Raw genomic sequence first — 25,654 nt, forward strand, 5'->3', positions numbered from 1 at the left:
ATCGGTTTGTTTGACTGCATTTGGGCGGTGGCGCTCGGGTTTCTGCTGGATGCGTTTTTTGGCGATCCGCATTGGCTGCCGCATCCCGTCCGGCTGATCGGATGGTTGATTTCACGGATCGAACCGTTTTTGCGCCGGGTTTTTCCCGATGCGCCAAAGGGTCGGCGCATGGCCGGAGCGGTGTTGGCCTTGATGGTTCCGGTTGTCTGCGCGGTCGCTGCATGGCTGCTCTTATGGGGTGCGGGTCAAATCAATCATTGGCTCGCAGTGTGCTTGCAGGCTTTAATGTGCTATCAATTGATCGCTGCAAAGGATCTGTGTACGGAAAGCATGCGTGTTTACGACGCTCTTAATGCGGACGGCCTGCCTGCCGCGCGGCGGGCTGTCTCGATGATCGTCGGACGCGATACCGAGGATTTGACACAAAGCGGGGTGATAAAGGCGGCCGTTGAGACAGTGGCGGAAAACGCATCCGACGGTGTGATTGCGCCGTTGTTCTTTCTTGCGCTTGGCGGCGCGCCGCTTGGCTTTTTTTATAAGGCGGTCAACACGCTTGATTCAATGGTTGGCTATCGAAACGAACGCTACATTGACTTTGGACGCTGGTCCGCACGGTTGGACGATCTGCTCAACTGGTTTCCAGCGCGTGTATCGGCGCTTTTAATGATTGCGGCGGCTGCCCCGCTTGGGCTGGACGCGCGCTGCGCCGCGCGCATCTGGCGGCGCGACCGCAGAAAACACGCCAGTCCCAACAGCGCGCAGACAGAAGCCGCGTGCGCGGGCGCGCTGGGTGTGTGTCTGGCAGGCGACGCGTATTATGGTGGTGTTTTGCATCAAAAGCCGACGATCGGGGATTCCATTCGCCCGGTCTGCGCGCAGGACATTATGTGTGCCTGCCGGCTGATGTATGGCGCTTCTGTTTTGGCGCTGGTTTTATTTTTGGGCATCCGATTGGCGGCTGTGATTCTGCTGTAAAAACAGTTGCCGCACACTGCGTATCCACCGATTACATGTACGGGTGTAAGGGCTGTTTGAAAAATCAAAGAATGAGGGAGGTTGTTTTGTATGGGCAGAACGGTACACGGAGGAGATCTTTACGGCCGCCGCGTGGCGCTCGATTTTTCATCGAATATCAGTCCGCTTGGGCTTCCCGAAACAGTCGGGCATGCTCTGATCGCATCGATGGAAGCATGGGACAATTATCCGGATCCATTCTGCCGTGATCTGACCGCCGCGCTCGCACAGCATGAGGCGGTACCAAAAGATTGGATTCATTTTGGAAACGGCGCAGCGGATTTGATTTTTCGATTTGTTCAGGCGCTTCGACCGCGCCGTGCGCTGACGCTTGCGCCAACCTTTTCAGAATATGAATGCGCGTTAGCGGCTGTGGGATGCAGTATATCGTATCATACGCTGTATGAAAAGGACGAATTCAGGCTGACGGAAACCATTTTAAAAAAAATCAATCCTGCGCTGGATGTGGTGATCCTCTGCAATCCCAATAATCCAACGGGACAGGCCGCCGATCGGGTGTTGCTTTTACGTATTATAAAACGCTGCGAAGCGTGTAAGGCGGTTTTGTTGATTGACGAGTGCTTTATTTCATTTCTCGACGATCCGGATGCATGGACAGTGAAGGAATTCCTAGCAGCTCATCCCAACCTGGCGATTCTGCGCGCGTTTACAAAACTGTATGCGATGGCGGGCCTGCGCCTGGGATATTTGCTTTGTGCGGATGGGGAACGGCTGCGCGCGATGAATATATGCGAGCCTCCATGGAATGTATCTGTTCCTGCACAGATCGCGGGAGTGGCGGCGCTTTCCGACGAAGGATATGTAGCGCGCACACGCCAGATTGTCCGGCAGGAACGCGGTTATTTAACTCAGGCGCTCGGTAGGCTTGGCGCGGTGGTGTTCGGCTCCCAAGCCAATTATATCTTTTTTAAGCTGAATGCCTGTCGGGATTTGGAGCAGAGGCTGGCTGAACGCGGTATCATGATCCGTCCATGCGGAAATTATCGTGGACTTGATAATCGCTTCTATCGTGTAGCGGTTAAAATGCATAATGAAAATGAGAAATTGGTTGCAGCGATGCGGGCGGTTATGGAGGGAATATGACGATGGCGCAGGCGATTATGGTGCAGGGAACGGCTTCAAGCGCGGGAAAGAGTCTGCTGGCAACGGCGCTGTGTCGTATTTTTGCACAGGATGGATATACAGTCGCGCCATTTAAATCACAGAATATGGCGCTCAATTCGTTTATTACGCACGACGGCCTTGAAATGGGCCGCGCGCAGGCAGTGCAGGCGCAAGCAGCCGGAATTGCTCCATCAGTCTGGATGAATCCGATTCTGCTCAAACCGTCGAGCGACACAGGCTCGCAGGTAATTGTAAACGGTGAGGTGCGCGGAAATATGAGCGCCGCCGCATATTTTCAGATGAAGCATACGCTCATACCTGAGATTTGCAAGGCGTATCATAAGCTGGCCAAGCAGTATGATATTATTGTAATCGAGGGCGCGGGCAGCCCGGCCGAAATCAATCTGAAAGCGGATGATATCGTCAACATGGGACTGGCAAGGCTTGTCCGCGCGCCCGTGCTGTTGGTCGGAGACATTGACCGCGGCGGTGTATTCGCGTCGCTCGCTGGAACCATGCTCCTGTTGGAGGAGGAGGAACGCACGCTTGTCAAGGGCCTTGTCATCAATAAATTCCGTGGGGATAAAACGATTCTGGCTCCGGGGCTTTCCATGATTGAGGAGATCACCGGTGTGCCAGTCGCCGGTGTGATGCCTTATCTGCATGTCGACATCGACGACGAGGACAGCCTTTCAGACCGGCTGATGGAACGCCGCGCGGTGCAGGCGGTTGATATTGTGGTGGCGCGCCTGCCGCATATCTCCAACTTTACCGATTTTAATCCCCTGGAACTGGTCGGCGGCGTTTCCGTGCGTTATGTCGGGCGCGCCTGTGATTTTGGAGCGCCGGACCTTGTGATTTTACCGGGTACAAAAAATACGATGAGCGATCTTTTGTGGCTGCGTCAAAACGGGCTTGAGGCGTTGATCAAAAAGCACGCGGCGTCCGGCGGTCCTGTACTGGGCATCTGTGGCGGCTATCAGATGCTCGGGCGGACACTGCTCGATCCTGATGGCGTGGAGCACGGCGGTATGCTGGACGGATTTGGGCTGCTGCCGGTCGATACCGTTTTTGCCCGTGAAAAGACGCGCGAGCGTGTCACAGGCGCGTTTGCTTTGGCCGGCGGCCTGTTGGCAGGGCTTTCCGGCGCGCCGATCGAAGGGTATGAAATTCATATGGGGCGTACGGAGTCCTCCGCGCCCCTGACCCGCCTGCGCACGTTCGATGGCCGGGAAAAGGAGGATGGCTGTGTCTGCCGAAACGTATATGGTACGTATGTACATGGGCTGTTTGACCGTGAGGAGAGCGTGCAGGGGCTGATTGCCGCGCTGTGTGCGGCCAAGGGGCTGGATGCGGATGCTGTCACGGCTTTCGACGCGGCATCGCATCGGCAGGCGCAGTATGATCTGTTGGCAGACGCGGCGCGCGAACATCTTGATATGAAGAAAATTTACCGTATTTTGGAGGAAGGTATATGAAAGGGCTTATTCATATTTATTGCGGTGACGGCAAGGGAAAGACAACAGCCGCAACCGGTCTGGCGGTACGCGCGGCGGGCTGTGGAATGAAAGTGCTGCTGGTGCAGTTCCTCAAAGGCCAGGAAACCGGCGAGCTGCGCGCGCTCGCAAATATTCCGGGTATTACGGTGCTGCGCGGCAAGGCGAGTGAAAAATTTACGTTTCAGATGGACGGGCGAGAATTGCAGCAGACGTATGATCTCAATACAAAAAATCTGCTCACCGCTGTTGAGCAGGCGCGCACTGGCGCATGCGACCTGTTGGTGCTCGACGAGGTGATGGGCGCGCTGTCCTGTCAGCTCATCGACGAGGATTTGCTGCGCAGTCTTGTGGAGCAAAAGCCGGATCGGCTCGAGCTTGTGATGACCGGACGAAATCCGCCGGATTGGCTGATTGAGGCCGCTGATTATGTTTCCGAGATCAAAAAAGTCAAACACCCATATGATCGCGGCGTTTCGGCGCGGCGCGGCATTGAGATGTAAGGGGGCGCATATGACGTATCCATTTGAAACCATTCTGCCCGCGGACATTGAGCGCCGCAGCTTTGAAATGATTGCACAGGAGCTTGACGCACAGGGCGTCCGTCTCGATGAAGAAACCGACCCGATTGTCCGCCGCGTGATCCATACAACCGCTGATTTTGAATATGCACGGAACCTCGTCTTTTCGCCGGATGCAGTACAGGCGGCCCATGCCGCGCTGCGCGCCGGTGTACCGGTTGTTACCGACACACAGATGGCGCGCGCGGGCATCAATAAAAAAAGTCTCGCGCGCTTCGGCGGGGAGGTGCTGTGCTTTATGTCTGACGACGATGTTGCCGAAGCCGCGCGCGTAAACGGTACAACACGTGCAACCGCTTGCATGGATAAGGCGTGTACGCTGGAGCGCCCATTCATTTTTGCTGTCGGCAATGCGCCGACGGCTCTGATTCGTCTTTATGAGCTGATCGGGGAAGGGAAGCTGCATCCGGCGCTGATCGTCGGCGTTCCGGTTGGCTTTGTAAATGTTGTCGAATCAAAGGAACTGATCCTGAAAACAGATGTGCCGTATATTGTTGCGCGCGGCCGTAAGGGCGGCAGCAACGTCGCCGCAGCCATCATCAATGCGCTGCTTTATAGCTTGGATGGCGCGCGCTGAAAACAAAGCCGCGGCAAAAAAAGAAAAGGCGTACCCAACCACTGGTTGGGTACGCCTTTTCTCAATCGATACTATTTGCTGATCAGATCACGGATAACCGTTTTGCCCGCTGGTTCAAGCAGCAGTTCATCTGTATCAGCGCGCTCTTTACAGGCCAGCCGCGGTTTGCCATTGATTTTAATCAGGCATTTGCCGCATGCAGCCTGCTTGCAGGCGGCGTGTGAAAAGAATGCGAGTGTGTTGTCCAAATGCGTATAAATATATTCCAGTACGTTCATGACGGACAAGACCTCGTGCTCGTCCACCGGGACGGAATATTCCTGCGTATAAGCGCCTTTTTCCGCGCTGTACCGCCGGATTGTTGTAGCGATGGTTCTCATCGGATTCCTCCTGTATCTGCGGCTAGTTTTGACGGTCAGTTCAGCTTTTCAACAACCTGCTCGATATAGTCGATATAAGGCATCCGTCCGCACGGCGCCTGCATATACGGTGTTTTAACATCGTCCAGCCGGCTGGCAAGCGAGGTATTTTCAATGACCGTATTTTTAAAGAACGCCTGATTGTCTGTCACGAAACAATCCTCCCGGATATGGACGCCCCGGCTTTCGCCGCGCAGCAGGGCGGACTTGACAATTGCCCGCGCGGTGAGCAGCATACTGCGCGCCTCGAGGTAATCGAGCCACTGGCGATTGCAGATACGGTTTTGATCTGTGATGCCAACCTGCCCGAGCGCGCCGTCCTGCATGGCGTTCAACTGTCCAAGCGCCTGTTCCAGTTTTTCGCCGCTGCGGATCACGGTCAGGCAGCCGCCTGCGATACGCTGAATTTCTGTTTTGAGCGTACCGGGCTGCGGGCCGCTGCCGCCAAACGGATGGAGCAGCTCAGATTCAATTGCGGCGAGCGTATCACTGGATACAGCGGCCAAATCAGCGCCGCGCGCGTAGGCGCCGGCACTGTCGCCGGCGCGCGCGCCCTCGACAAGCATTTCCGTTGTTGCGGCCGAGACACGGTTGGCTCCGAACATCCCTCCGGCACATTCACCGGCCGCATAGAGTCCGCGCACGGCGGTTTCCATATCGGCGTTTACATGGACACCGCCTTCAAAATAATGCGCCGCCGGCGCGATCGTCAGAGCGCGGCCCGCCTCAAGAATTTTCATAATGTCCGCATAGATGCCCGTTTTCAGCGGAGGCAGGTCTGTGTACAGCTCCTCAAGGATTTCCTTTGGATACAAGTCAAGATCAAAATAAACACCGCCGGCGCGCGTGCCTTTTTCAGCGTTGATTTCACCTTGAATGGCGTAGGACAGAAGCATCTTGTTCCATTCGCTGTCCAAGGCCAGACGCTCCACCTTTTTGGAGAGATATTTCTCTGTAAAGGTTTTTCCGTACTTGTTTCGCAGGTTGCCATAGCCTGTCGAAAAGAAGATGTATGGCAGAATATTGCCGCGGTACATCGATGGGTACAGCGTAACCGTCGGGCAGAAGGACACCATTTCCATGTCAACTAGCTGCGCGCCGGCGCGCAGCGCAGCGGCCTGCCCCTCGCCGCACAGGTCGGTCGAACCGCTGTTTACCGGGAAAACATTGTGCGCGCCGCCCGTCGCAAGGACGACCGCTTTTGCTGGTAAAAAGATCAGTTCGCCTGTATAGAAATCAAGGCATACAACGCCCGCGACCGTCTTATTTTCCGTTACAAGGTCGCAGAACACGGTATCCTCCATAAATTCAACGCCGCAGGCCTTGGCCTTGGTATACAGCGTATCGAGAATGTCCGAACCAAAGACGGACAATTCACGTTTTCCCTCCATGCCGCGGACCTTCATGCCCCAATGAACCAGCTCTTCCACACGATCGGCCGCTGTCTCCACAAACAGCGATACCAGTTCCTGGTTATTGAGAAAGAATCCTTCATGCAGCAAGTCGGAAAACCATGCCTCGCGTGTATCATTTTTGTTACCATCGCTAATGCCGAGCCGGGACAGGCTTGCGCCGTCGCAGGCAATATCAGCACTGATATTCGCCCCCGCCAGCAGCGTTGCGCCGCTGCGGTTCGCTTTTCCACGCGAGATCACAAGTGTGCGCGCGCCCGCCTGGGCGGCGCCAATAGCGGCACGAAGTCCGCCGCCTCCGCTGCCGATGACGATGACATCATGGGGAGATGCTTTCTGTATCATTACTTTCCTCCGATTGGCCGCCCGATGGGGGCGGTTCTTTTAAGAGCCTGTTTGATATTTTTTGACAATAGGCCCCGTACAGCGGACACACCGCCATCCAGCCATGCCGGTTGATCAATCCGTCGTGAAAACCGGCAGACGGTTAAAATCTGTATCTGAAAACGCGTCGAGTGTCTGGAAAAATGCGGCTCCATACGTTTTCTGCAAATGTCCGCGCACACGGTCGATCAGCGCGCAGCCCGCATCGCCGAACACGTCCGATACAATGTCGCAATAGGTGCGCCAGACATGGGCGCAATGGTACGTGAACGGCAAGATAGGTTCGCTTTTTTTAAGAGCATCGCCACGTTCGAACAGGTCCGGTGTGACGCCCGCGTCCCGGAAATGAAAGCGGCAGGCGCCGCCGCGGTGCTGTGTTTCGTCAAGATCAAGGCGCAATTCGGGGTTAAAGCCGCGTACAATCGACCGGTCGATGTCCGCACAGTAGCGTTCGCCGCATTCAGGCTCTCCAGCGGCGCGAAATACGTCTGCCCATGGACAGCGGGTGACACATTCGTCCACGCAGCCAGGATGCGCATCCATTGTCACATCAAAAAATTCGGGAGTGCATTCCCATTCGCTGTAAGCGAAGTATTCCGTGTAGCCGAGCTTGTGACCGTCGCGCAGGGCGCGCAGCGCCATGCGCCGGCCGCGCTGCTCGCCATAAAGGCGCTGCGCCATGGAAAAGGCGAGCAGCCCCGTTTCGCCATGCTCGTCGCGCAAAGCGCGGTAAAAGGCGAGTACAATCGCGGCATGATGCTTCTCGTTCAAATTCATGCTTCAGCCCGCCCTTCGTCATAGAGCGTGCACGCCACGAAATGTCCTGGAGAAACTTCGCGCGGCGCCGGGTCGGCCGCGGTACAGCCCTCATGGCACCGGTCGCACCGGGAGGCAAAGCGGCAGCCCGGCTTCGGCTCAATCGGGTTCGTAACCTCGCCGCGGATGATCTGCGGCTTATGGCTGCGCATATGAAGGTTGGGGTGAGGGATGGCATTGAGCAGCGCCCTGGTATAGGGGTGAAGGGGATGCTCGAAAATGTCCGCAGACGGACCGCGCTCAATGCACTGGCCGAGATACATGACCATAATCTCATTTGAGATATGCCGCACAACGGATAAATCGTGCGTGATGAACAGATAGGTCAGACCAAGCTCGTCCTGCAAATCCATCAGCAGATTCAGAATTTGCGCCTGGATGGACACATCAAGCGCGGAAACCGGTTCGTCGCAGACAATGAATTTTGGATTAACTGCCAGAGCACGAGCCACGCCGATGCGCTGGCGGCGTCCGCCGTCCAGTTCATGCGGATAAGAATTGGCAAGCCTGCGCGCCAATCCAACCTTATCCATAAGCTCCAACGCGCGCTGCTCTGTTTGGGCGCGGCCGCCGTACAGCTTGTTGACAACCATCGGCTCACGTATCAGATCAATGACGCTGATACGCGGGTCCAGGCTTGAATACGGATCCTGAAAGATGATCTGCATCTGTGTGCGCACATCTTTCATCTGGGCTTTCGTCCGCTTTAAAATATCCGTTCCTTCAAACAGGATCTGTCCTGCGTCCGCCTCAAGAAGGCGCAGGATGACACGCCCAAGGGTGGATTTTCCACATCCGGATTCACCGACAACGCCAAGCGTTTCGCCCTTGCCGATTTTTAGATTGATGTCGTCGACCGCGTGCAGTTTGCCAGCGGCTGTCTGAAAATACTTTTTCAGTCCGATGGTTTCGAGTAAAACGCTCATGCCTGTTCCTCCTTTGCGAAAAGATGGCAGCTGATGCGATGCGTGCCCGACTCATAAAGGGGAGGGCGGTGCGTTTTACAGATTTCCATGCACTGCGGACAGCGCGGATGAAATTTGCAGCCTTCCGGAAGGGCGGTTGGGTCGGGCATCAGGCCCTCGATCGGCGTCAGGCGGCTCTTGTGCGCTGAAAGATCCGGTATTGAACCAAACAGGCCGACTGTATATGGATGATGACGGCTGCCCTCGAACAGATCGTAGATCGTGCCATACTCAATAATCTCGCCGGCGTACATGATCGCAACCTTGTCACAGGTCTGCGCTACGACGCCAAGATCATGCGTGATCATGACCATGGAAGTTCCAAGCTGTTCCTTCAGATCGTCCATCATCGCAAGCACCTGCGCCTGTATTGTCACATCGAGCGCCGTTGTCGGTTCGTCGGCAATCAAAAGCTCCGGGGAACAGGCGAGCGCCATCGCGATAACAACGCGCTGTTTCATACCTCCGGAAAACTGATGCGGATACTCGTTTCGTCTGCGGGCAGGAATACCGACCAGTTCGAGCATCTCGCAGACACGCTTTTCAATATCAGCCTTGCTGCGCTTGTCGCGGTTATGAAGCTCCAGGTTCTCAGCGATCTGGTCGCCGACGCGCATGACCGGGTTGAGGCTTGTCATCGGATCCTGAAAAATCATCGCGATCTTATCGCCGCGTACCATACGCATGGCTTCCTCTTTTTCCTCCAAAAGGTCCTTGCCCTCCAGAAGAATTTTGCCTCCGGCGATTTTTCCTGTCCGAAAGGGCAGAAGCCGCAGGATGGCAAGCGCAGTTGTCGTTTTGCCTGCGCCCGTCTCGCCGACAAGTCCGAGCGTCTCCTTTTTGCCCAGCGAGAAACTCACGCCGTTGACTGCGTGGACGATTTCATTTTCCGTTTCATAGCGGACCGTCAGGTCCTTAATTTCCAACAGCGATTCTCCCACGTCGCAGCCCCCTTTAGTTTTTCAATCTCGGGTCAAGCGCATCGCGCAGGCCGTCGCCAAGCAGATTCAGCGAGAGAGCCGACAAAACGATTGCAAGCCCGGGGAATGCCACAATGTACGCCGAATAGCGCATATATTCGCGCCCCTCGGAGAGCATCGCGCCCCATTCCGGCATTGGAGGCTGGACACCCAGACCGATAAAGCTCAGTCCCGCCGCCAGCATAATCATAAACGAAACGCTCATGGTGGCCTGGACAATGACCGGGCCGATTGCATTTGGAATGATGTGGCGCAGAATGATGCGCGCGTCGCCGGCGCCGCAGGAACGCGCTGCTTCGACATAGTCGGAGCCGACGACTGTCAGGATGGATGCGCGAACCACGCGTGTGAAGTACGGCGTCATCGTAACGCTGACTGCAATGATCAGGTTTCGCATACCGGCGCCGAGCGCCGCCACGATGGAAAGAGAAAAGAGCATCGGTGGCAGACACATGATTGTGTCGATGATACGCATGATAACGTTGTCCACCTTTCCGCCGTAATAGCCCGCAGCAGAACCAAGCAGGCCGCCAGCCAGAGAGGAAACGGCTGTTGTCAGAAACGCAATGGAAAGAGAAACGCGTGCGCCGTGGACAACACGGGCAAAGATGTCACGTCCATAGCCATCCGTACCGAACCAATGCTGCGCATTGGGCGGCTGAAGGCGAATTGCAGTGTTCTGCGCCACGACCAGCGTATCAAAATTGGCGATCAGGTCGGCAAAAATGGCTGCGAGGATAAAGATTGTGATGATAACCAGTCCCGCCATCGCAGGTTTATTTTTCTTCATCCGGTGCCAAACGTCCGACAGACCTCCAGCGCGCCGGCCGGACGCTATGCGCTCCAACTGCGCGATTTTGCGTTTGTTAGAATGACTCATCAGATCGCGCCTCCTATCGTTTTTGCTCATAGCGTGCCTTGACGCGCGGATCGATGTACGCATACGCGATGTCCACCAGAAGCAGGACGACGCAGAAGATCAGCGCAATGAACAATGTTGCCGCCATGACCTGCGGCACATCCTTGGTCCGGATGGAGTTGACCACAAGGCTGCCAAGACCCGGGATTGCAAAAACGGATTCAATCAGAATTGTACCGCCGAGCAAGCCGCCAAATTCCGAACCGATGACTGTAATAACGGGCAGCAGCGCATTTTTAAGCGCATGCCGCCAGATGACGATTTTTTCCGTCGCCCCCTTGGAACGCGCTGTACGAATATAATCCTGCCGGATCGTTTCAAGCATTGTTGAACGCGTCATACGAAGAACCTCCGCTGCGATTGGCAGCGCGAGGGCGATGGTCGGCATGATGTAATGTGCAAATGACCCGATTCCATTTGACGGCAGCCACCCCAGACGGAGGGAAAAGAGCAGAATCATCATCAATCCCAACCAGAAACCAGGGATGGAAGCCATCAGCATAGCCGATACTGTACTGATCACATCCAGGAAGGAATATTGCTTGACAGCCGATAGAATTCCGATCGGGATACCGATCAGGATGACAAGTGCGATGCTCGTTAATGCAAGCTTGAGTGTTACGGGAAATCTGACAAAAATCTCCTCAAAAACAGGGCGTCCGGTGCGATATGAGGTACCAAAATCACCATGGAGCGCATCGCCCATATAACGGACATATCGCACAACGAATGGATCGTTAAGCCCCATTTCCTCGCGGAGCTGTTCCACAGCTTCTTTTGGCGCGGCCTGTCCGAGCATCAGGCGCGCGGGATCGCCCGGCGTAAAGGACATCACCGTAAAAACGATGATGGTGACGCCGAACAGAATGGGGATCATCAGCAGCACGCGCTTGAGTATGAATCTGCCCATAATGCCACTTCCTTGTAAGAATCTATCAATTTAAAAAAACGGAATGCCGGAAGGAAGGATATGCCTTCCTTCCGGCAGATGCGCATTTGTTACCAGGAGAACTCTCTGTACAGATATTTTTGATTGTTGACTGCTTTGACGTTCTTCAGGTTCGCGTTGTAAACGATCGTAGAAGCGCGGAAATAGCAGGGGATGAAATATGCTTCATCGGTCAGAATCTGGTTGACCTGAATATAAAGCTCGCTGCGCTTGTCAGCGTCAAGCTCCTGACGGGCCTGCTCCAGAAGGCTGTTGACCTCCGGATTGTTCACGCGGCTGACATTGAAGGTGCCGTCCTTGTGATACATGTCGAAATATGGGGAATCGGTGTTTTGATCCTCCATCGGATAACCGCCGCGGCTGACGGTATAATCGCCGTCGCCGAATAGCTGCCACCAGGCTCCCGTTTCAACCGGATTCAGCTCCAGGGTAACGCCGGCCTCGGCAAACATGGACTGAAGCGCCTGCCCGAGCTTGTTGTTCTCGGTGCCTTCACCATAGAAGAAATCGAGCGTCAAAGGATTACTTTCATCATATCCCGCTTCCTTGAGCATGGATTTGGAAAGCTCCACATCATACGAATAAGTGGTAATATCGGTCGTGTGGCCCTCCTGTCCTTCGACGAGCGGCAGGTCGGCGACAATACCAGTGCCCTCGTTGACGAGCACGTTTAAGGCATCGCGGTCAACAGCGTGGCTGAGCGCCTTGCGGACCTGCTTGTCAACCTTTTCACTGTTGAAGTTCACTGTATAAAAATAGTTGCTGGTGGTGCTGTCCGTGGCGAGATTCGGGTTGTTCTTGGCCTGTTCAAAATCCATTGCGCTGCAATTGAAGGAAAGATCCGCTTCGCCGGTTTCAAGCGCAACAAACGCCGTATTGGAGTCGGGGATAATCTTAAAGGTCAGCGTATTGATGGACGGGGCGCCCCTGTAATAGTCCGGATTGGCCTCCAGGACAATTTGCTGTGCGACGTCCCACTGCTTGAATTTGTACGCGCCAGTGCCGATCGGATTTTTTGCCGCGTCGTCGCCCATTTCGGTCATCGCCTTTTCGTTAGCGATATACATGTATGTAAGCATGCTCAAAAACGGGCCGTATGGATACTTCAAATTGATCTTGACAGTGTAGTCGTCGATCGCTTCGGCGTCTTTAATCATGAAGGAGCTGAACAGCATCCACTCCTCACTGATAAAACGGTTGACACTGTAGACAACGTCGTTTGCTTTCAGCTCCTCGCCGTTGTGGAACTTGACTCCCTGCTTAAGATGAAAGGTGTAAGAATCACCGGCCTCATTCATTTCCCACGATTCAGCAAGCGCGGCAACGACCTGGTGATCAGGCCCGTATTCAACAAGGCCATCGAAGATGTTGGCGCAGAAGCTGATCTCCGCGCTGGAAGGAAGCTTAAAGGGCTCGAGCGTTGTGAAATCATCCGGAAGGATGACAACGAGGTCGGAGCGTGCGGCGTCGCTAGCAGCAGTATTTCCGCCCTGCGTGCCCGGGGTAGAGCTGGCGGAACCGCCGCATCCCACGAACAACGAAGCGCTTAACGTCAAACTCAGCGCCAGCGCAAGTGTCTTTTTGAACATAATGGTCCTCCTCATTGGATTGTTTATATTAAAGGCTGTAACGGCCGCAAAACGGCCGGCCTTTAATCCGGTTTTTTACATCAAAGCTTCAATTTCATCGTCACTGTATTGCCGGACGCGTGCCAGCACAGCTTCACATTCAGCCTTGTCGTGATACGCCCCCTCACGTATGACCGCGCAGAAGGTCTCTGTATTGGCGATATCCTCCAGAGGGTTTTTCTCAAGGATCAGGATATCGGCGTCCATTCCCGGCTTTAACATCCCCTTGCTTCTGGAGACGCCGAGGCTGCGCGCGGCGTTGACCGTGGCGGTACGCAAAGCCTGATATGGACTCATTTCAAAGGTCTGAGCCATGTCCGCCAGCTCCTCATGAGCGGAAAAACCGCCGGTCACGCCAGGATTCGGGACATCCGTACCCATCAGGATATTGTCGGAATGGCGGACGAACAGCCTGGCCCGTTCAAGTTCGCCCTCAAAATCCATATTGTCATAGCGGTGAAGCGATTTACGCCAGGCTGTAATTTTATCCCAATCACGCTGCCAATAGCTGCACATGGAATTGTAATGCTTCGTCTCGCGTACATTGTGGTCAAGATGTACATAATTGTAAATCGTGCGTCCAACAGTCAGGGTAGGGCAGAACCACATATCTGACTCGGCAAGCATGAGTACTTCATCATCCGTTTTCGGCAGGCAGCTTGTGTGTTCAAGCGAGTAATAGCCCCAATCGCGCAGCTCCCGGAAAGAGACGTTATAATTGCCGTGTCCCATGACCTTGATCCCGAAGTTGTTTGCCGTCTCCATAATCCGCTTGAATGCGTCGCGCGGGATGCTGGGATACGTTTTGACATACTGGTAACCGCCGCTTAAGCAGTCAACGACCGCCTGTTCGGCCTGCTCCGGCGTCGTTACGATCAGTGAATGCTCCCAATAGGTTTGACCGTCCGTAAGCGGCCCGGTGGAATACACCTTTGGACCGAATCGTTTGCCCTGTTCGATTTCCTGGCACCACTGCTGCGTTTCAGGAAAGCCCCACATGTTGCGGCAGGCAGTAACGCCGTTTGCCAGCAGCATTTCCGTAATTTCGTTACTGTCCATATGGATATGGCAGTCGATCAGCCCCGGAAGCAGGAACTTTCCAGTACAGTCGACAACACGAATTCCAAACGGTTCGATGTGCGGAGCGATCTTAAGGATCCGTCCGTTTGCGACAAACAGGTCTGTATTATAAAAGACCTTTTGATCGTCCATCGTGATAACAGTTGCGTTTTTCAGGATATAGTTCAAATAACTTCCTCCCTTTACGAATTTATCATTTTAAAATGATAAATCAATCGAGATAAAATAAAGTTCACAAAAAATGCGGGTGCATTTTTGTGAACGGTTCAATCGAGACCAAAAGGACGTCCGCAATGGATTCCCGCAGTTAGATAAAATTGTTAGCCTGGGAAACGATTTTGCATAAAATAATGTTTCCGATGGAAACCATTTCATAAAACAAAACCGCCGGATATGCAGGGTCCGGCGGGAAAGCCGATCATATGTAATCCTTCAGGTAATCGGTATACATTCGAATAAAGTCCAGGATCAATGCCCGCTGTTCAGGTGAATATTTTTGGTATTCGCGGTGTGTATGGGCGCTTTTGGTTTCGTGAAAGGCATAATGCCCTTCGTATGCTTTTCTGCCGAGTTCCGTCAGTGAAAAAAACGTTTCCTTTCGATTGTCCTTGTACTGATAGCGCCGGATAAATCCGCCTTTTTCAAGCTTTTTTGTGAATTTGGAGACGGTTCCCTTGGAAAATCCCAGATGACCTGCAATCTCAGTGATGTTGCTGTCGGGATAATTGCCGATCGCTTCAATCATGTGGATATCGCTCATATGTAAAAGGACACCGCAGCCATAATCGTGCGCTTTCTGGTTGATCTTGTGCTCACATTCACATAATTTTCCGATTGCTTCGTCAAGTTCCTTAATAAACGGGTCCACACATTCGCCTCCAAATTGTTGGCTTGCGAAACATTCTGTATAAATATTATAATCCGTTTATTCATAGTTTGTCAATATTTTGAGGATGATTTCTTATAAATGGGTAGAATTATTTTGAAAAAACGTTCTTTTGAAAGATGAATGGAGTTTGGGCCTTTTGTATGTTTTTGCAGTTGACTGTCAAAAATATCTGCAAATATACGATTGGCGGTTGACAGATGAACAGCGAGTTATTTCCGATTATAGAAGAACGTGTGCGTGCAGCGGCACAGACAAAGCCGTCCGGTATCCGGAGTCTGAAAAAATCCGTGCGCAGATGGCTGCGCGATCTGCGTACAGCTTATGACAGCCTGCCCGCCGCGCCGGAGGAAGCCTGGGCGCGGTGGTTGTCCGATAACTTCTATACATTAGAGGGACATGCGAAACAGATTTTGCGCGATCTGCACGGCTTCAAGGGCAGCGGTACGGCATGTATGCGTCTGTATGCAGCGGTTGAGCGCGTGTTTATGGATGGGCGTGTTGTGCCTGATCAGGCGCATGTGGGGCAGACGCTTCTCTTTGCCGGCTCGTTGGGTGAGCTTGGAGAGCGCCAATTCGATTTTTTATACACGGCGCTGCGCTGCGCGCTTTTGCATGCGGCAACGGACGCATGCGCGGCACAGACCGCAATGGAGGAACGGGAACGGCTGATCTCCTATGCGGTTGTGGAACTGAACCGCATCTGTGAGCTTGATTTCGACGCGTTGATCAGCCAATGCAGCGCGGTCGAAGCAATTCTGGCAAAGGACCCGTCCGGCGTCTATCCGCGCATGGCGGAGCAGTCGCGCAGCCATTACCGCCATGTTGCCGCGCGTATTGCCAAACGGTGCGGTACGGCGGAAAGCGCGGTCGCTCAGGATGTGCTTAACTGCGCCGAGATTGCCAAAGGCGAACGTGAACGCCATGTCGGATTTTATCTTTTAAACCACGATCCACGCTCGATCCATGCGCGCCGCCGTGCGATCGCGGCACTGACTCTGACCTGGTTAGTGCCGGTACTGCTATGCATGTTGATATGGGGCGGCTTTCACAGCCTGACAGCGGCGCTTGTGTCCTATTTGCCGCTGGTGGAAATTCTGCGTATTATCACCTGCGGGCTGGCGGCGCGGCGCGTGGCTCCGGCGCATATCCCGAGGATGGAACTTGGGGACGACGCACCGGAGACAATTGTTGCTGTCTCCACGCTTTTGCCAGCCGCTGCAAAGGCGGATGAGCTGCGGGAACGGCTGGAGCAGCTATATTTTTCAAACAGAGGAGATCATTTAAAATTTTGTGTGCTCGCTGACTTTAAGGAGGATCGCCGGCCCTATAATCCACAGGATGAACTGAATATGTCCGCTGCGAAACGCGTGGTGGAACAGCTTAATAAGAAGTATGGCCCACGCTTCGCGCTGCTGGTACGCCGCCGCGTTTACAGCAGCACACAAAACGCTTATATCGGATGGGAACGCAAGCGCGGCGCGATCATAGAGCTGATCCGTTTCCTGCGCGGCGGTTCTCCGGCGATTGCATGTTTTGTTGGAGATCGTGAGCTGCTTTCCAGGGCGCAATACCTGCTTGCGCTTGACGCCGATACACTTCTAGCGTTTGATTCGGCCGATCGCTTGCTGTCTGCCGCAGTCCATCCCTTAAACCGTCCGGTTATTGGAAAACACAATATAGTAACAGCCGGTTACGGGATATTGGTCCCACGTATCGGCACGGATTTAAATTCTGCAAAGGCAACTGACTTTACAAGGATTATGGCTGGGGCAGGCGGCGTTTCCACATATGAACAGGAATGCAGCGATTTTTATCAGGACCATTTTGGAGAATCGATTTTTACAGGTAAGGGCCTGATTGATATTGAAGCGTTTCATACGGTCGTCGGCCGGCGCTTTCCGGAAAACCGGGTCCTTAGCCACGATATATTGGAAGGCGCATATCTGCGCGCCGGGTTGCTCTCCGATGTGGAAATGACCGATGGAATGCCTGCCAACGCGCTTTCATGGCTTGCGCGTCTGCATCGCTGGATTCGTGGAGATTGGCAAAACCTGAACTTTTTCGGCAGGACGCTTCAACTTAATGGGGCGTCCCGGCCGAATCCCATTAGCGCACTGTCACGTTATCAGTTGTTTGATAATTTACGCCGTTCCTTTGTACCTGTGGCGGCACTCATATGTGTACTGGCTTCTGCCTTTACAGGGTGGAGGGCGGCAATTTTGCTCTGCCTGATTGCTTTCCTTTCGACGGCTTTGGCGCCGCTGCTCGCCGCTTTCCGCGCCCTGCTCTATGGCGGGCGATTCGCCCTTGCCCGCCGTTTTTTTGCACGCACATTGCCGCGTGTGTTCGAGCTTTGCGGTCAGGCGCTCCTGTCGGTTGTCATGACGGCGCAGCAGGCTGTTATTGCATTCGATGCGATTGTACGGACACTGTGGAGGGTATTTGTATCCCACAAAAACTTGCTGCAATGGACGACCGCGGCACAGTCGGAGACGCGCGACACCGGCTTTTTTGCAGTACTGAAAAAAAGCTGGCTTTCAGAGTTGATTGGGCTTTGCCTGTTGATCTTTGCGCCGGCAAGCCACGGTCTGGTAAAGCTGTACGGGCTTCTGTTTCTGCTTTACGCGCCGGCGGCCGCTGCCTGCGCGCGGCCAGCCGTCCAGAGGCGTCAGACGCCGCCCGGCCATGCCGGGCGGGAACGCCTTTTGTCGCTGTGCGCGCAGATGTTCCGTTATTACGAAGATTATGCGGACAAACACAACCGATGGCTGCCGCCGGACAACGTACAGTTTTCGCCGGTCGAAGCGGTTGCACGGCGGACCTCGCCGACGAATATCGGCATGATGCTTCTGTCTTATCTGGCGGCGCGCGACTTCCACTTTATCGACAGCCGCGGCCTGTATGTACGCTTAAATCATGTGTTCGATACGATTGAGACGCTCCAGACCTGGCATGGAAACCTTTACAACTGGTATTCCACCGAGGATCTGCATGTACTGCCGGAGCCGTTTGTCTCGGCGGTTGACAGCGGTAATTACCTGTGCGCGCTTGTCGCGCTTAAAGAAGGCGTGCGTGAGTATGCGGCTCAGGAGCCGGGCCTGGAAACCATCGCCGCACGGATTGAAACCATATTGAAAAACACCGACTTTTCGGTTTTTTATAACCCGAAACGCCGGCTTCTGTCCATCGGCGCGGGCGCAGACGGCCGGCTGGTTTCGTCCCATTACGATTTTCTGATGAGCGAGGCGCGCACGGCAAGCTATTTTGCCGTGGCGACCCGTCAGGCGCAGTACAGACATTGGCGCGCGCTCAACCGCACGATGTCGCGCTGCGGAGCTTATGCGGGTCCGGTTTCCTGGACCGGGACCATGTTTGAATACTTCATGCCCCATCTGTTGCTACCTGTGTATGAGGATTCCCTGCTTGATGAATCGCTCCATTATGCGCTTTATTGTCAGAAACGCCGCGCGCGGCGCGCAGGCGTCCCATGGGGGATCAGTGAAAGCGGCTATTTTGCATTTGATGAACAGCTCAATTATCAGTATAAGGCCCACGGCGTTCAGACGCTCGGTGTCAAGCAGGGGCTGGACCGCGAATGCGTCGTGGCGCCATACGCGACCTTTTTAACGCTCCCATTCGATTTTGACGGCGCGATGAAAAATCTTGAGGCTCTCGAGTCGCTTGGACTGACCGGGCGCTATGGCTTTTACGAGGCCGCGGACTTCACACCTGGACGGGCTGCGCCCTCCGAGGGCGGCTATGCAGTGGTACGTTCGTACATGGCGCATCATGTCGGTATGAGTATGGTCGCCTGCGCGAATGCGCTGCTCAGCGGGATTATGCAAAAGCGGTTTATGCGTGACCATGCTATGCGTGCGGCGCGCGAATTTCTGCAGGAACAAATTTCAAAGGATACGGTGGTGTATGATCGTATGAAGGATGAGACGGAGCTTTGCCGGGTTGAAACGCCCATGCGTACCGTTTCAGCGTGCGACGGCGTTTCGCCGCTTGCACCACGTTGCGCGCTCTTGGCGTCGGGGGAATTGACACATATCTTTTCAGATACAGGCATAAGCTGGCTGCGCTTTGGCGATTGCGACGCAACGCGGCGTTCGCCTGATCCGCTGCTGAACGGGCAGGGGGTGCTAGCGGCGGTAAAGCTCTGCGGACAGACGCTCGCCGCCGCCGCCGCGCCGTTTTATCAGAATGGCGCTCAATGGCGAAGCGAGTTTGGCCCGGACTTTGTGGCCTATCACGCCGATCAGGGTGATGTTGGGCTGACGCAGCGATTTTCAATCGACCGGACGGCGCCGGTTGAACGTTGCGAGCTGATTGTGCGAAACCGCACGAAGCTCAAGGCTGTCGCACAGGTGCTGGTTTATTTTGAGCCTGTGCTTGCGCGTGACAGCGATTATGCCGCGCATCCGGCTTTTTCAAAGCTGTTTGTAACGGGGGAGCGCGATCCGGCCGCAGACGCGGTTGTATTTGTGCGGCGGCGCAGGGAAGGCGGCGAGGGTCCGTGCCTCTGCGCGGGATTTGCCGGACGTGAATCCTTTGAATGCGGGCTGAAGCGTGAGGATATGACGCCATATCCGGACGGGCTTGAAAATCTGCTGCAATTCGACGCATTGCCTTTTGACGGCGGCGGCGCGACACCCGATGGCTGCTGCGCGCTGCGCACAACGCTGACGGTTCCGGCGCATGGCGAGCAGCGCATCACGCTTTTGATTTCATGTGCGGCTACACGTGAGGATGCGCTTGACGCTTTGGCTGGCGCGCGCGCAGAAAAGCGCGCCCCCTCGCCGGCGCCGCTGGCGGATGATACGATGGAGGCCCGGCTGGCCGCACGGCTTTTGCCGCGCCTGTTGTTGCGTGCACCCGGCGGGGACAGCCGCGCGCTTTTGGAAAACACGCGCGGCCAGGACGCGCTTTGGTCGATGGGAATTTCGGGCGACCGCCCGATCGTCCTGTTCGATTGGAATGCGCGCCCTGACAGCGCGCGTCTGGCAGCCTATACACGCCTGTGGACATTGATGCGCATGTACCGGCTCGATTTCGACCTGTGCGTGCTGGGTGCCCCTTCTGTTAAGACGCCTGACGGTGTACACGTGCTTATGCCGGAACGGTTTGACCCGTCTGCAATCCTTCTTTTACGCGCAGCGGCATGTCATATCGCAGGAGAAGCGGAACCGCCGGCGCCGCCCGTCTGGAGGCCCGCACCGGTTTTGCATACGGACCCTGCCCCCATTTTGCAGGCAAAGGGACGTCTTGATGTGGTCGGCGGCGCGTATGTGAACGGGCGCTTTTATGTATCGCGTGTGACACCGCTGCCGTTTTCACATATTCTCGCAAACAGAACCTTTGGATGCCTGCTCAACGACGCGTCACTTGGAAATTCCTGGTGGATCAATGCGCATGAATGCAGGCTGACGCAGTGGAAAAACGACATTGCCACAGGCTGCGACGGTGAAAAACTATGGCTGTCGGCCGGTGGGATGCTGTACGACCTGATCCGTGGGGCGCGCGCCTCTTTTTCACCGGAGGACGCATTATATGAAGGGGCGGCCGGTAATATTTTGACGGCGGTGCGCGTCTTTGTACCAACGCAGGGGAATGCCAAAGTGATCGATGTATCGCTTGAAAATCAAACGGATGAGGAGGCGGAGATTATTTGTGCGTATGGATTGGAGCCTGTGCTCGGCGTAACGCGCCTGAACGCAAAATACACCCAGTTTGATCAGGAACAGGGCTGCCTGCTGATGCATAATCCCTATCACATGGCGCTGCCGTGCCATGCGGCTATGTACGCGCCGCATGAATATCCGAGTTATACAACCGACCGCGCGGCGTTTTTGGCGGGAGACTGGTCCGCGCGCGAGCTGCTGCCGAACAATGATCCGATCGCCGGCCTGATTATCCGCAAAAAGCTGCCGGCGCGCCGGCGCACCAATATCCGCCTGATCCTGTCTGCCGGTGCGACGCGTGCCGACGCGATCGCCGAGGCGCTGCGCCAAGAGTCGCCGCCGGACAGCCAAACAGCGCATACCATCGAAATTTCGACGCCCTGCGCGCCGCTTGACCAATTTATCAACACGTTCGCGGTGCATCAGATCCGTTCCGGCCGGCTGTTTGGAAGGTGCGCGTTTTACCAGTGCTCCGGCGCATACGGCTTCCGCGACCAGCTGCAGGACGCGTGCGCGCTGCGTTTGACGGAACCGGCGCTTTTGCAGGAGCAGATTTTGCGCTGCTGCGCCGTCCAGTTTGAGGAAGGCGACGTGCTGCACTGGTGGCATCCGCTCCCAACCGAGACGCGCGGCGTCCGTACGCGTTTTTCCGACGACCTGGTCTGGCTGCCATATGCGGTCTGCGCATATGTTGAGGCGACCGGGGACAAGACGCTTCTTGACGAGCAGGTTCCATTCTGTACAGGCGGCGCGCTTGCGTCCGGAGAGCAGGAACAGTATATGCAGGTACAAGCTTCACAAACACACGCGACGGTCTTTGAGCACTGTATCCGCGCGCTGGAAAAAGCATATAACCTCGGCGACCGCGGCATCCCAAAGATTGGCTGCGGCGACTGGAACGACGGCTTTTCCAAGGTCGGCGCGCGCGGCGAGGGACAGAGCGTATGGCTTGCGATGTTTTTATCCATCGTCTGCGGCCGTTTCGCGGCGCTGTGCGACGGCCGCGACGCGCAGCGGGCCGACGCCCTGCGCGCGCACGCCGCGCTGCTGCGCCGCAACGTCGACGTATCCTGCTGGGACGGGCAGTGGTATCTGCGCGCCTTTTATGACGGCGGCGCGCCGCTCGGCGGCCATGAAAACGACGAATGCTCGATCGACCTGCTGGCGCAGAGCTTCGCAGTCTTTGCAGGGATGCCGGACCAGGCGCGCGTCAACAGCGCGCTTGATGCGGCCCTTACCCGTCTGGTGGACGACCGCTGTGGAATCATCCGCCTGTTTGACCCGCCCTTCGCTGATACAAAACAGAACCCGGGATATATCAAGGCGTATCCGCGCGGCATCCGTGAGAACGGCGGGCAGTATACGCATGCAGCCGTCTGGTTCGCCCAGGCGATGCTGGAGTCCGGACGAATTCGCGACGGATGGAAGCTGATTGATCTGCTCAATCCAACGGCGCGCTGCACGGATGCTGCGCGTGCGCAGGCGTTCAAGACGGAGCCGTATTATATGCCTGCCGATATCTATACAAATAAAGACGCCTATGGCCATGGAGGCTGGAGCATTTACACAGGCGCGGCCGCATGGTATCTGCGGACCGTCCTGGAAACGCTGCTCGGACTGCGCCCAAAAGACGGCGTCCTGACGTTTGAGCCGCATGTTCCGGATGACTGGACACATTTTACCGTTAAGCTGCGGCGTGAAAATGCGGTTTTATCCATCGAAGTGAACCGAACCGGTGCGCGTTCGCTTATGGTGGATGGCTCGCCGGCGCAGAGCGTGCGGCTCGACGGAAGGGATCACACGATTTTGTTAACGATCTGATAACGGTGGAAAAAAGATGATGCACAGTTAATTTTTTATGGTATAATAACCGCAGAGCGGTTATTATACCGGGTTATGCCCAACGGCTCGCCACTTACGCGGCAACCGCCTTTTGATGGGCAATGATACCATGCCGCTTTGCGGACATGGTATCATAACCGCAGAGCAAACAGCAACGCCGTAGGCAGCCGGAACGATGTGCTGGCCTGTCTGCCGCAGTTTTGCCCCGCCGGTTTCATAACGCCGCCTTTGCGATCAGCAAACCGCCCCGTCCCACCCCGGACAAGGGAGTATTTTTGGGCATATGCGCCCGCTAAGGAGAACACTGCATGAACAATCAATTTCAACGGGAGAGGCTCTGCGACGGCGTGCATTTCAGCAGCGTCACAGACTCCAAATTCAAGCACAACCGCATCACTGCAAACCTGTTTTTAAAGCTTGACCGCGCCGCTGTGACGGACAACGCCATCGTTCCGTTCATCCTGCGCAAGGGCTGCCGGGAATGTCCGGATTTTACACGTCTCAATCAGCGCTTATGTGAGCTGTACGGCGCGTCGCTGTCCTGCGACGTGGCGAAATTCGGCGGATATCAGGTCCTGGAGATTTCGATTTATGGCGTCGATGACCGCTTTACGCTTGGCGGAGAAGCGATGGTTGAGCCGTGCGCCCGCCTGCTGACCGACATTCTGCTTGATCCAAATGTCGATACAAACGGCGTATTTGACGCGCATGACGTTGAGATTGAAAAGCAGCAGCTAATCGATACGATTGAAAGCCAGATCAACGATAAGCGCGTCTATGCGCTGTCGCGCTGCAAGTCGATCATGTGCGAAGGGGAGACGATTGCCGTCGACAAGTACGGCTATATCGAGGACGCCGAACAGATTACGGCAAAATCGGCTGCGGGCGCTTACCGCCGCGCGATCGAAACTGCGCAGATCGAGCTGTTTTTTAACGGCTGCGGCAATCCTGAAACAGCCAAAAGAATTTTTATGGAAGCGTTTTCCAAGATCCGGCGTAAGCCAGCGCCGATTGAAACCGTTTCGACAGCCGTGCGCGCCGATCAGGTGCGCGAGGTGAAGGACGAGATGGACGTGGCGCAGTCAAAGCTGGTGATGGGCTTTCGCACCGGAGGAATCCCCGACCGCAGGGCTTTCGGCGCGATGCGCATGATGGTCGCACTGTTTGGAGGCACGCCGAATTCACGTCTGTTCACCTATGTGCGTGAAAAATTGAGCCTCTGTTATTACTGCGCCGCCCGGTTTGACCGTCTGACTGGCCTGATGTTTGTTGACAGCGGCGTTGAAAAGCAGAATAAGCAAAAGGCGTATGATGAAATTCTCAATCAGCTTGAATGCATCCGCCGCGGCGATTTCACCGATGAGGAGATCACCGCGACGCGTATGCTGATGCAGACATCGCTCAAGGCGGTCGGTGATTCGCTCGGGGCAACGGAGGAGTGGTATTTAACGCAGATCATGGCGGGCGCCACACTGTCGCCAGCTGATGAAAGCGCGCTGCTGGATAAAGTAACGCGCGGCGATATCATCGAGGCGGCCAAACGGGTAACGCTCGACACAGTCTACTTCCTCACGGGAAAGGAGGCGGCGCAGTAATGGAACGCACCGTCATCAAATCGGCCCGTCTCGGGCAGGAAATGGTAAAGATCAAACATCCAAGCGGCCTTACAATGCTGCTATGCCCGATGCTAGGCTATTCGACCGCTTACGCGACGTTCACTGCAAACGTAGGCTCCGTTGATACTGGTTTCAAGACGCAGGACGACGACGCGTTTGTCGACGTGCCAGAGGGAATCGCTCATTTTTTGGAGCACAAAATGTTTGAAAATGAGGACGGCGATGCGTTTGCGAAATACGCCAAAACGGGCGCTTCGGCGAATGCATACACATCGTTTGACAAAACAGCGTATCTGTTCGCCTGTACAGATCGATTCGAGGAGTCGCTTGAGATCCTGCTCGATTTTGTGCGCCGGCCGTATTTTACCAAGGAGTCTGTTCAGAAGGAGCAGGGAATTATCGGACAGGAAATCCGCATGTATGATGATGACGGCGAATGGCGCGTCCAGTTCAATCTGCTCCAGGCGCTCTATCACAACCATCCGGTGCGCATCGACATTGCGGGGACCGTCGAATCGATCGCGGAAATTGACGACCAATTACTGTATCGCTGCTACCGCACGTTTTATAATCTGAACAATATGGTGCTGTGTGTCGCCGGTAATTTCGATATCGACGCCGTGCTGCGCGTGGCGGACCGTGTGATCAAACCGGACGAAAAGCCCGTTGAGATAGAGCGCCGCCATGTCGACGAGCCGGAGGACATCTGCAAGCCGCTTGTGGAGCAGAAATTTGCCGTTGCCGCACCGCTGTTCCAGTTTGGCTTTAAGGGGTGCGGGGGCAATCCGCGTGAGAATCTGAAAAATCAAATTCTGGATGAGATCCTAGCGGAAATCATCGCAGGCGACGCGTCGCCGCTTTACCGCCGCATGTATGATGCGGGCATCATCAACAGCACCTTTGGCAGTGAGATCATGGCCGGGCGAGACTATATGTGTGCAATCTTTTCCGGAGAATCGCGTGAGCCTGAGCGCGTTGCCAAGGAAATCAAAGCCGAGGTTGCGCGGATGCGCAGGGAAGGCGTCGACCAAAAGATGTTCGAGCTGTGCCGCCGGGCGACCTACGGCCGGTACATCGGCATGTATACGCGGACGGCTTCGGTTGCAGGGCTGATGTCCGCGGTGTATTTCGCCGGGATGGACGATATGTACGCGCTGCTTGATATTGTAGCGAACGCGACGCCCGACCAGATGAATGAACGCCTGCAAATCGCGTTCAATCCCGAAAGGTCAGCGCTGTCCATTGTCCGCCCCCTTGATGAATAGGACGGGGGCCGGA

18 protein-coding genes are annotated in these 25,654 nt (G+C 55.3%); 8 read left to right on the top strand and 10 right to left on the bottom strand.

Annotated elements, in window-relative coordinates:
- The first annotated feature begins 6 nt into the window (after positions 1-6).
- From cbiB to FMM72_RS05170, 5 genes are all read left to right on the top strand, one after another.
- Positions 7-975, top strand: coding sequence for an adenosylcobinamide-phosphate synthase CbiB (gene cbiB, locus FMM72_RS05150; protein ID WP_207710311.1), 969 nt, complete (start codon positions 7-9; stop codon positions 973-975).
- 90 nt (positions 976-1,065) lie between these two features.
- Entirely contained in the window at positions 1,066-2,118 is a 1,053-nt protein-coding gene (locus FMM72_RS05155) for a pyridoxal phosphate-dependent aminotransferase (protein ID WP_160208714.1), read from the top strand.
- A gap of 2 nt (positions 2,119-2,120) precedes the next feature.
- Positions 2,121-3,617, top strand: a complete 1,497-nt coding sequence (locus tag FMM72_RS05160) for a cobyric acid synthase (RefSeq protein ID WP_162221061.1) — start codon at positions 2,121-2,123, stop codon at positions 3,615-3,617.
- Positions 3,614-4,138 (top strand): cob(I)yrinic acid a,c-diamide adenosyltransferase, encoded by a 525-nt coding sequence (locus FMM72_RS05165; protein ID WP_160208713.1) that lies wholly within the window; start codon positions 3,614-3,616, stop codon positions 4,136-4,138. The genes FMM72_RS05160 and FMM72_RS05165 overlap by 4 nt, the downstream gene beginning before the upstream one ends.
- Before the next feature lie 10 nt (positions 4,139-4,148).
- Positions 4,149-4,793 carry a precorrin-8X methylmutase gene (locus FMM72_RS05170; RefSeq protein WP_162220790.1) on the top strand — a complete coding sequence of 215 codons (645 nt, stop codon included), beginning with the start codon at positions 4,149-4,151 and terminating at the stop codon, positions 4,791-4,793.
- Between the two features lie 71 nt (positions 4,794-4,864).
- Here the strand turns inward: FMM72_RS05170 and FMM72_RS05175 are convergent, their stop codons facing one another.
- The 10 genes from FMM72_RS05175 to FMM72_RS05220 all read right to left on the bottom strand — a co-directional run bounded on the left by FMM72_RS05175 (position 4,865) and on the right by FMM72_RS05220 (position 15,213).
- The gene (locus tag FMM72_RS05175) at positions 4,865-5,173 is read right to left on the bottom strand and encodes a 2Fe-2S iron-sulfur cluster-binding protein (RefSeq protein WP_160208711.1); all 309 of its coding nucleotides are present in this window, start codon (positions 5,171-5,173) and stop codon (positions 4,865-4,867) included.
- 35 nt (positions 5,174-5,208) lie between these two features.
- Positions 5,209-6,969 carry an FAD-binding protein gene (locus FMM72_RS05180; protein WP_162220791.1) on the bottom strand — a complete coding sequence of 587 codons (1,761 nt, stop codon included), beginning with the start codon at positions 6,967-6,969 and terminating at the stop codon, positions 5,209-5,211.
- A gap of 114 nt (positions 6,970-7,083) precedes the next feature.
- Positions 7,084-7,785, bottom strand: a complete 702-nt coding sequence (locus FMM72_RS05185) for an L-2-amino-thiazoline-4-carboxylic acid hydrolase (protein ID WP_162220792.1) — start codon at positions 7,783-7,785, stop codon at positions 7,084-7,086.
- Positions 7,782-8,750 carry an ABC transporter ATP-binding protein gene (locus tag FMM72_RS05190; protein WP_160208708.1) on the bottom strand — a complete coding sequence of 323 codons (969 nt, stop codon included), beginning with the start codon at positions 8,748-8,750 and terminating at the stop codon, positions 7,782-7,784. Before FMM72_RS05190 ends, FMM72_RS05185 begins: the two co-directional genes overlap by 4 nt.
- The gene (locus FMM72_RS05195) at positions 8,747-9,730 is read right to left on the bottom strand and encodes an ABC transporter ATP-binding protein (RefSeq protein WP_162220793.1); all 984 of its coding nucleotides are present in this window, start codon (positions 9,728-9,730) and stop codon (positions 8,747-8,749) included. The genes FMM72_RS05190 and FMM72_RS05195 overlap by 4 nt, the downstream gene beginning before the upstream one ends.
- Positions 9,731-9,743: 13 nt before the next feature.
- Positions 9,744-10,649, bottom strand: a complete 906-nt coding sequence (locus FMM72_RS05200; RefSeq protein WP_180322885.1) for an ABC transporter permease — start codon at positions 10,647-10,649, stop codon at positions 9,744-9,746.
- 13 nt (positions 10,650-10,662) lie between these two features.
- On the bottom strand, positions 10,663-11,598 hold the full coding sequence (gene nikB / locus FMM72_RS05205; protein WP_160208706.1) for a nickel ABC transporter permease: 936 nt from the start codon (positions 11,596-11,598) through the stop codon (positions 10,663-10,665).
- A gap of 89 nt (positions 11,599-11,687) precedes the next feature.
- Entirely contained in the window at positions 11,688-13,226 is a 1,539-nt protein-coding gene (locus FMM72_RS05210) for an ABC transporter substrate-binding protein (RefSeq protein WP_162220794.1), read from the bottom strand.
- Positions 13,227-13,301: 75 nt separating this feature from the next.
- A complete protein-coding gene (locus FMM72_RS05215; protein WP_162220795.1) occupies positions 13,302-14,513 on the bottom strand; it encodes an amidohydrolase family protein in 1,212 nt (403 codons plus the stop codon).
- A 250-nt stretch (positions 14,514-14,763) separates the two neighbouring features.
- Positions 14,764-15,213 carry a MarR family transcriptional regulator gene (locus tag FMM72_RS05220; RefSeq protein WP_160208703.1) on the bottom strand — a complete coding sequence of 150 codons (450 nt, stop codon included), beginning with the start codon at positions 15,211-15,213 and terminating at the stop codon, positions 14,764-14,766.
- Positions 15,214-15,431: 218 nt separating this feature from the next.
- On the opposite strand from FMM72_RS05220, the gene FMM72_RS05225 reads away from it, so the two are divergent.
- The 3 genes from FMM72_RS05225 to yfmH all read left to right on the top strand — a co-directional run bounded on the left by FMM72_RS05225 (position 15,432) and on the right by yfmH (position 25,641).
- A complete protein-coding gene (locus tag FMM72_RS05225) occupies positions 15,432-22,739 on the top strand; it encodes a GH36-type glycosyl hydrolase domain-containing protein (protein ID WP_162220796.1) in 7,308 nt (2,435 codons plus the stop codon).
- Between the two features lie 329 nt (positions 22,740-23,068).
- Entirely contained in the window at positions 23,069-24,355 is a 1,287-nt protein-coding gene (gene yfmF / locus FMM72_RS05230; protein WP_160208701.1) for an EF-P 5-aminopentanol modification-associated protein YfmF, read from the top strand.
- Positions 24,355-25,641, top strand: a complete 1,287-nt coding sequence (gene yfmH / locus FMM72_RS05235; RefSeq protein ID WP_162220797.1) for an EF-P 5-aminopentanol modification-associated protein YfmH — start codon at positions 24,355-24,357, stop codon at positions 25,639-25,641. Before yfmF ends, yfmH begins: the two co-directional genes overlap by 1 nt.
- Positions 25,642-25,654: the final 13 nt, after the last annotated feature.

Source organism: Anaerotruncus colihominis (assembly GCF_010206195.1).
Classification (GTDB): Bacteria; Bacillota; Clostridia; order Oscillospirales; family Ruminococcaceae; genus Anaerotruncus; species Anaerotruncus colihominis_A.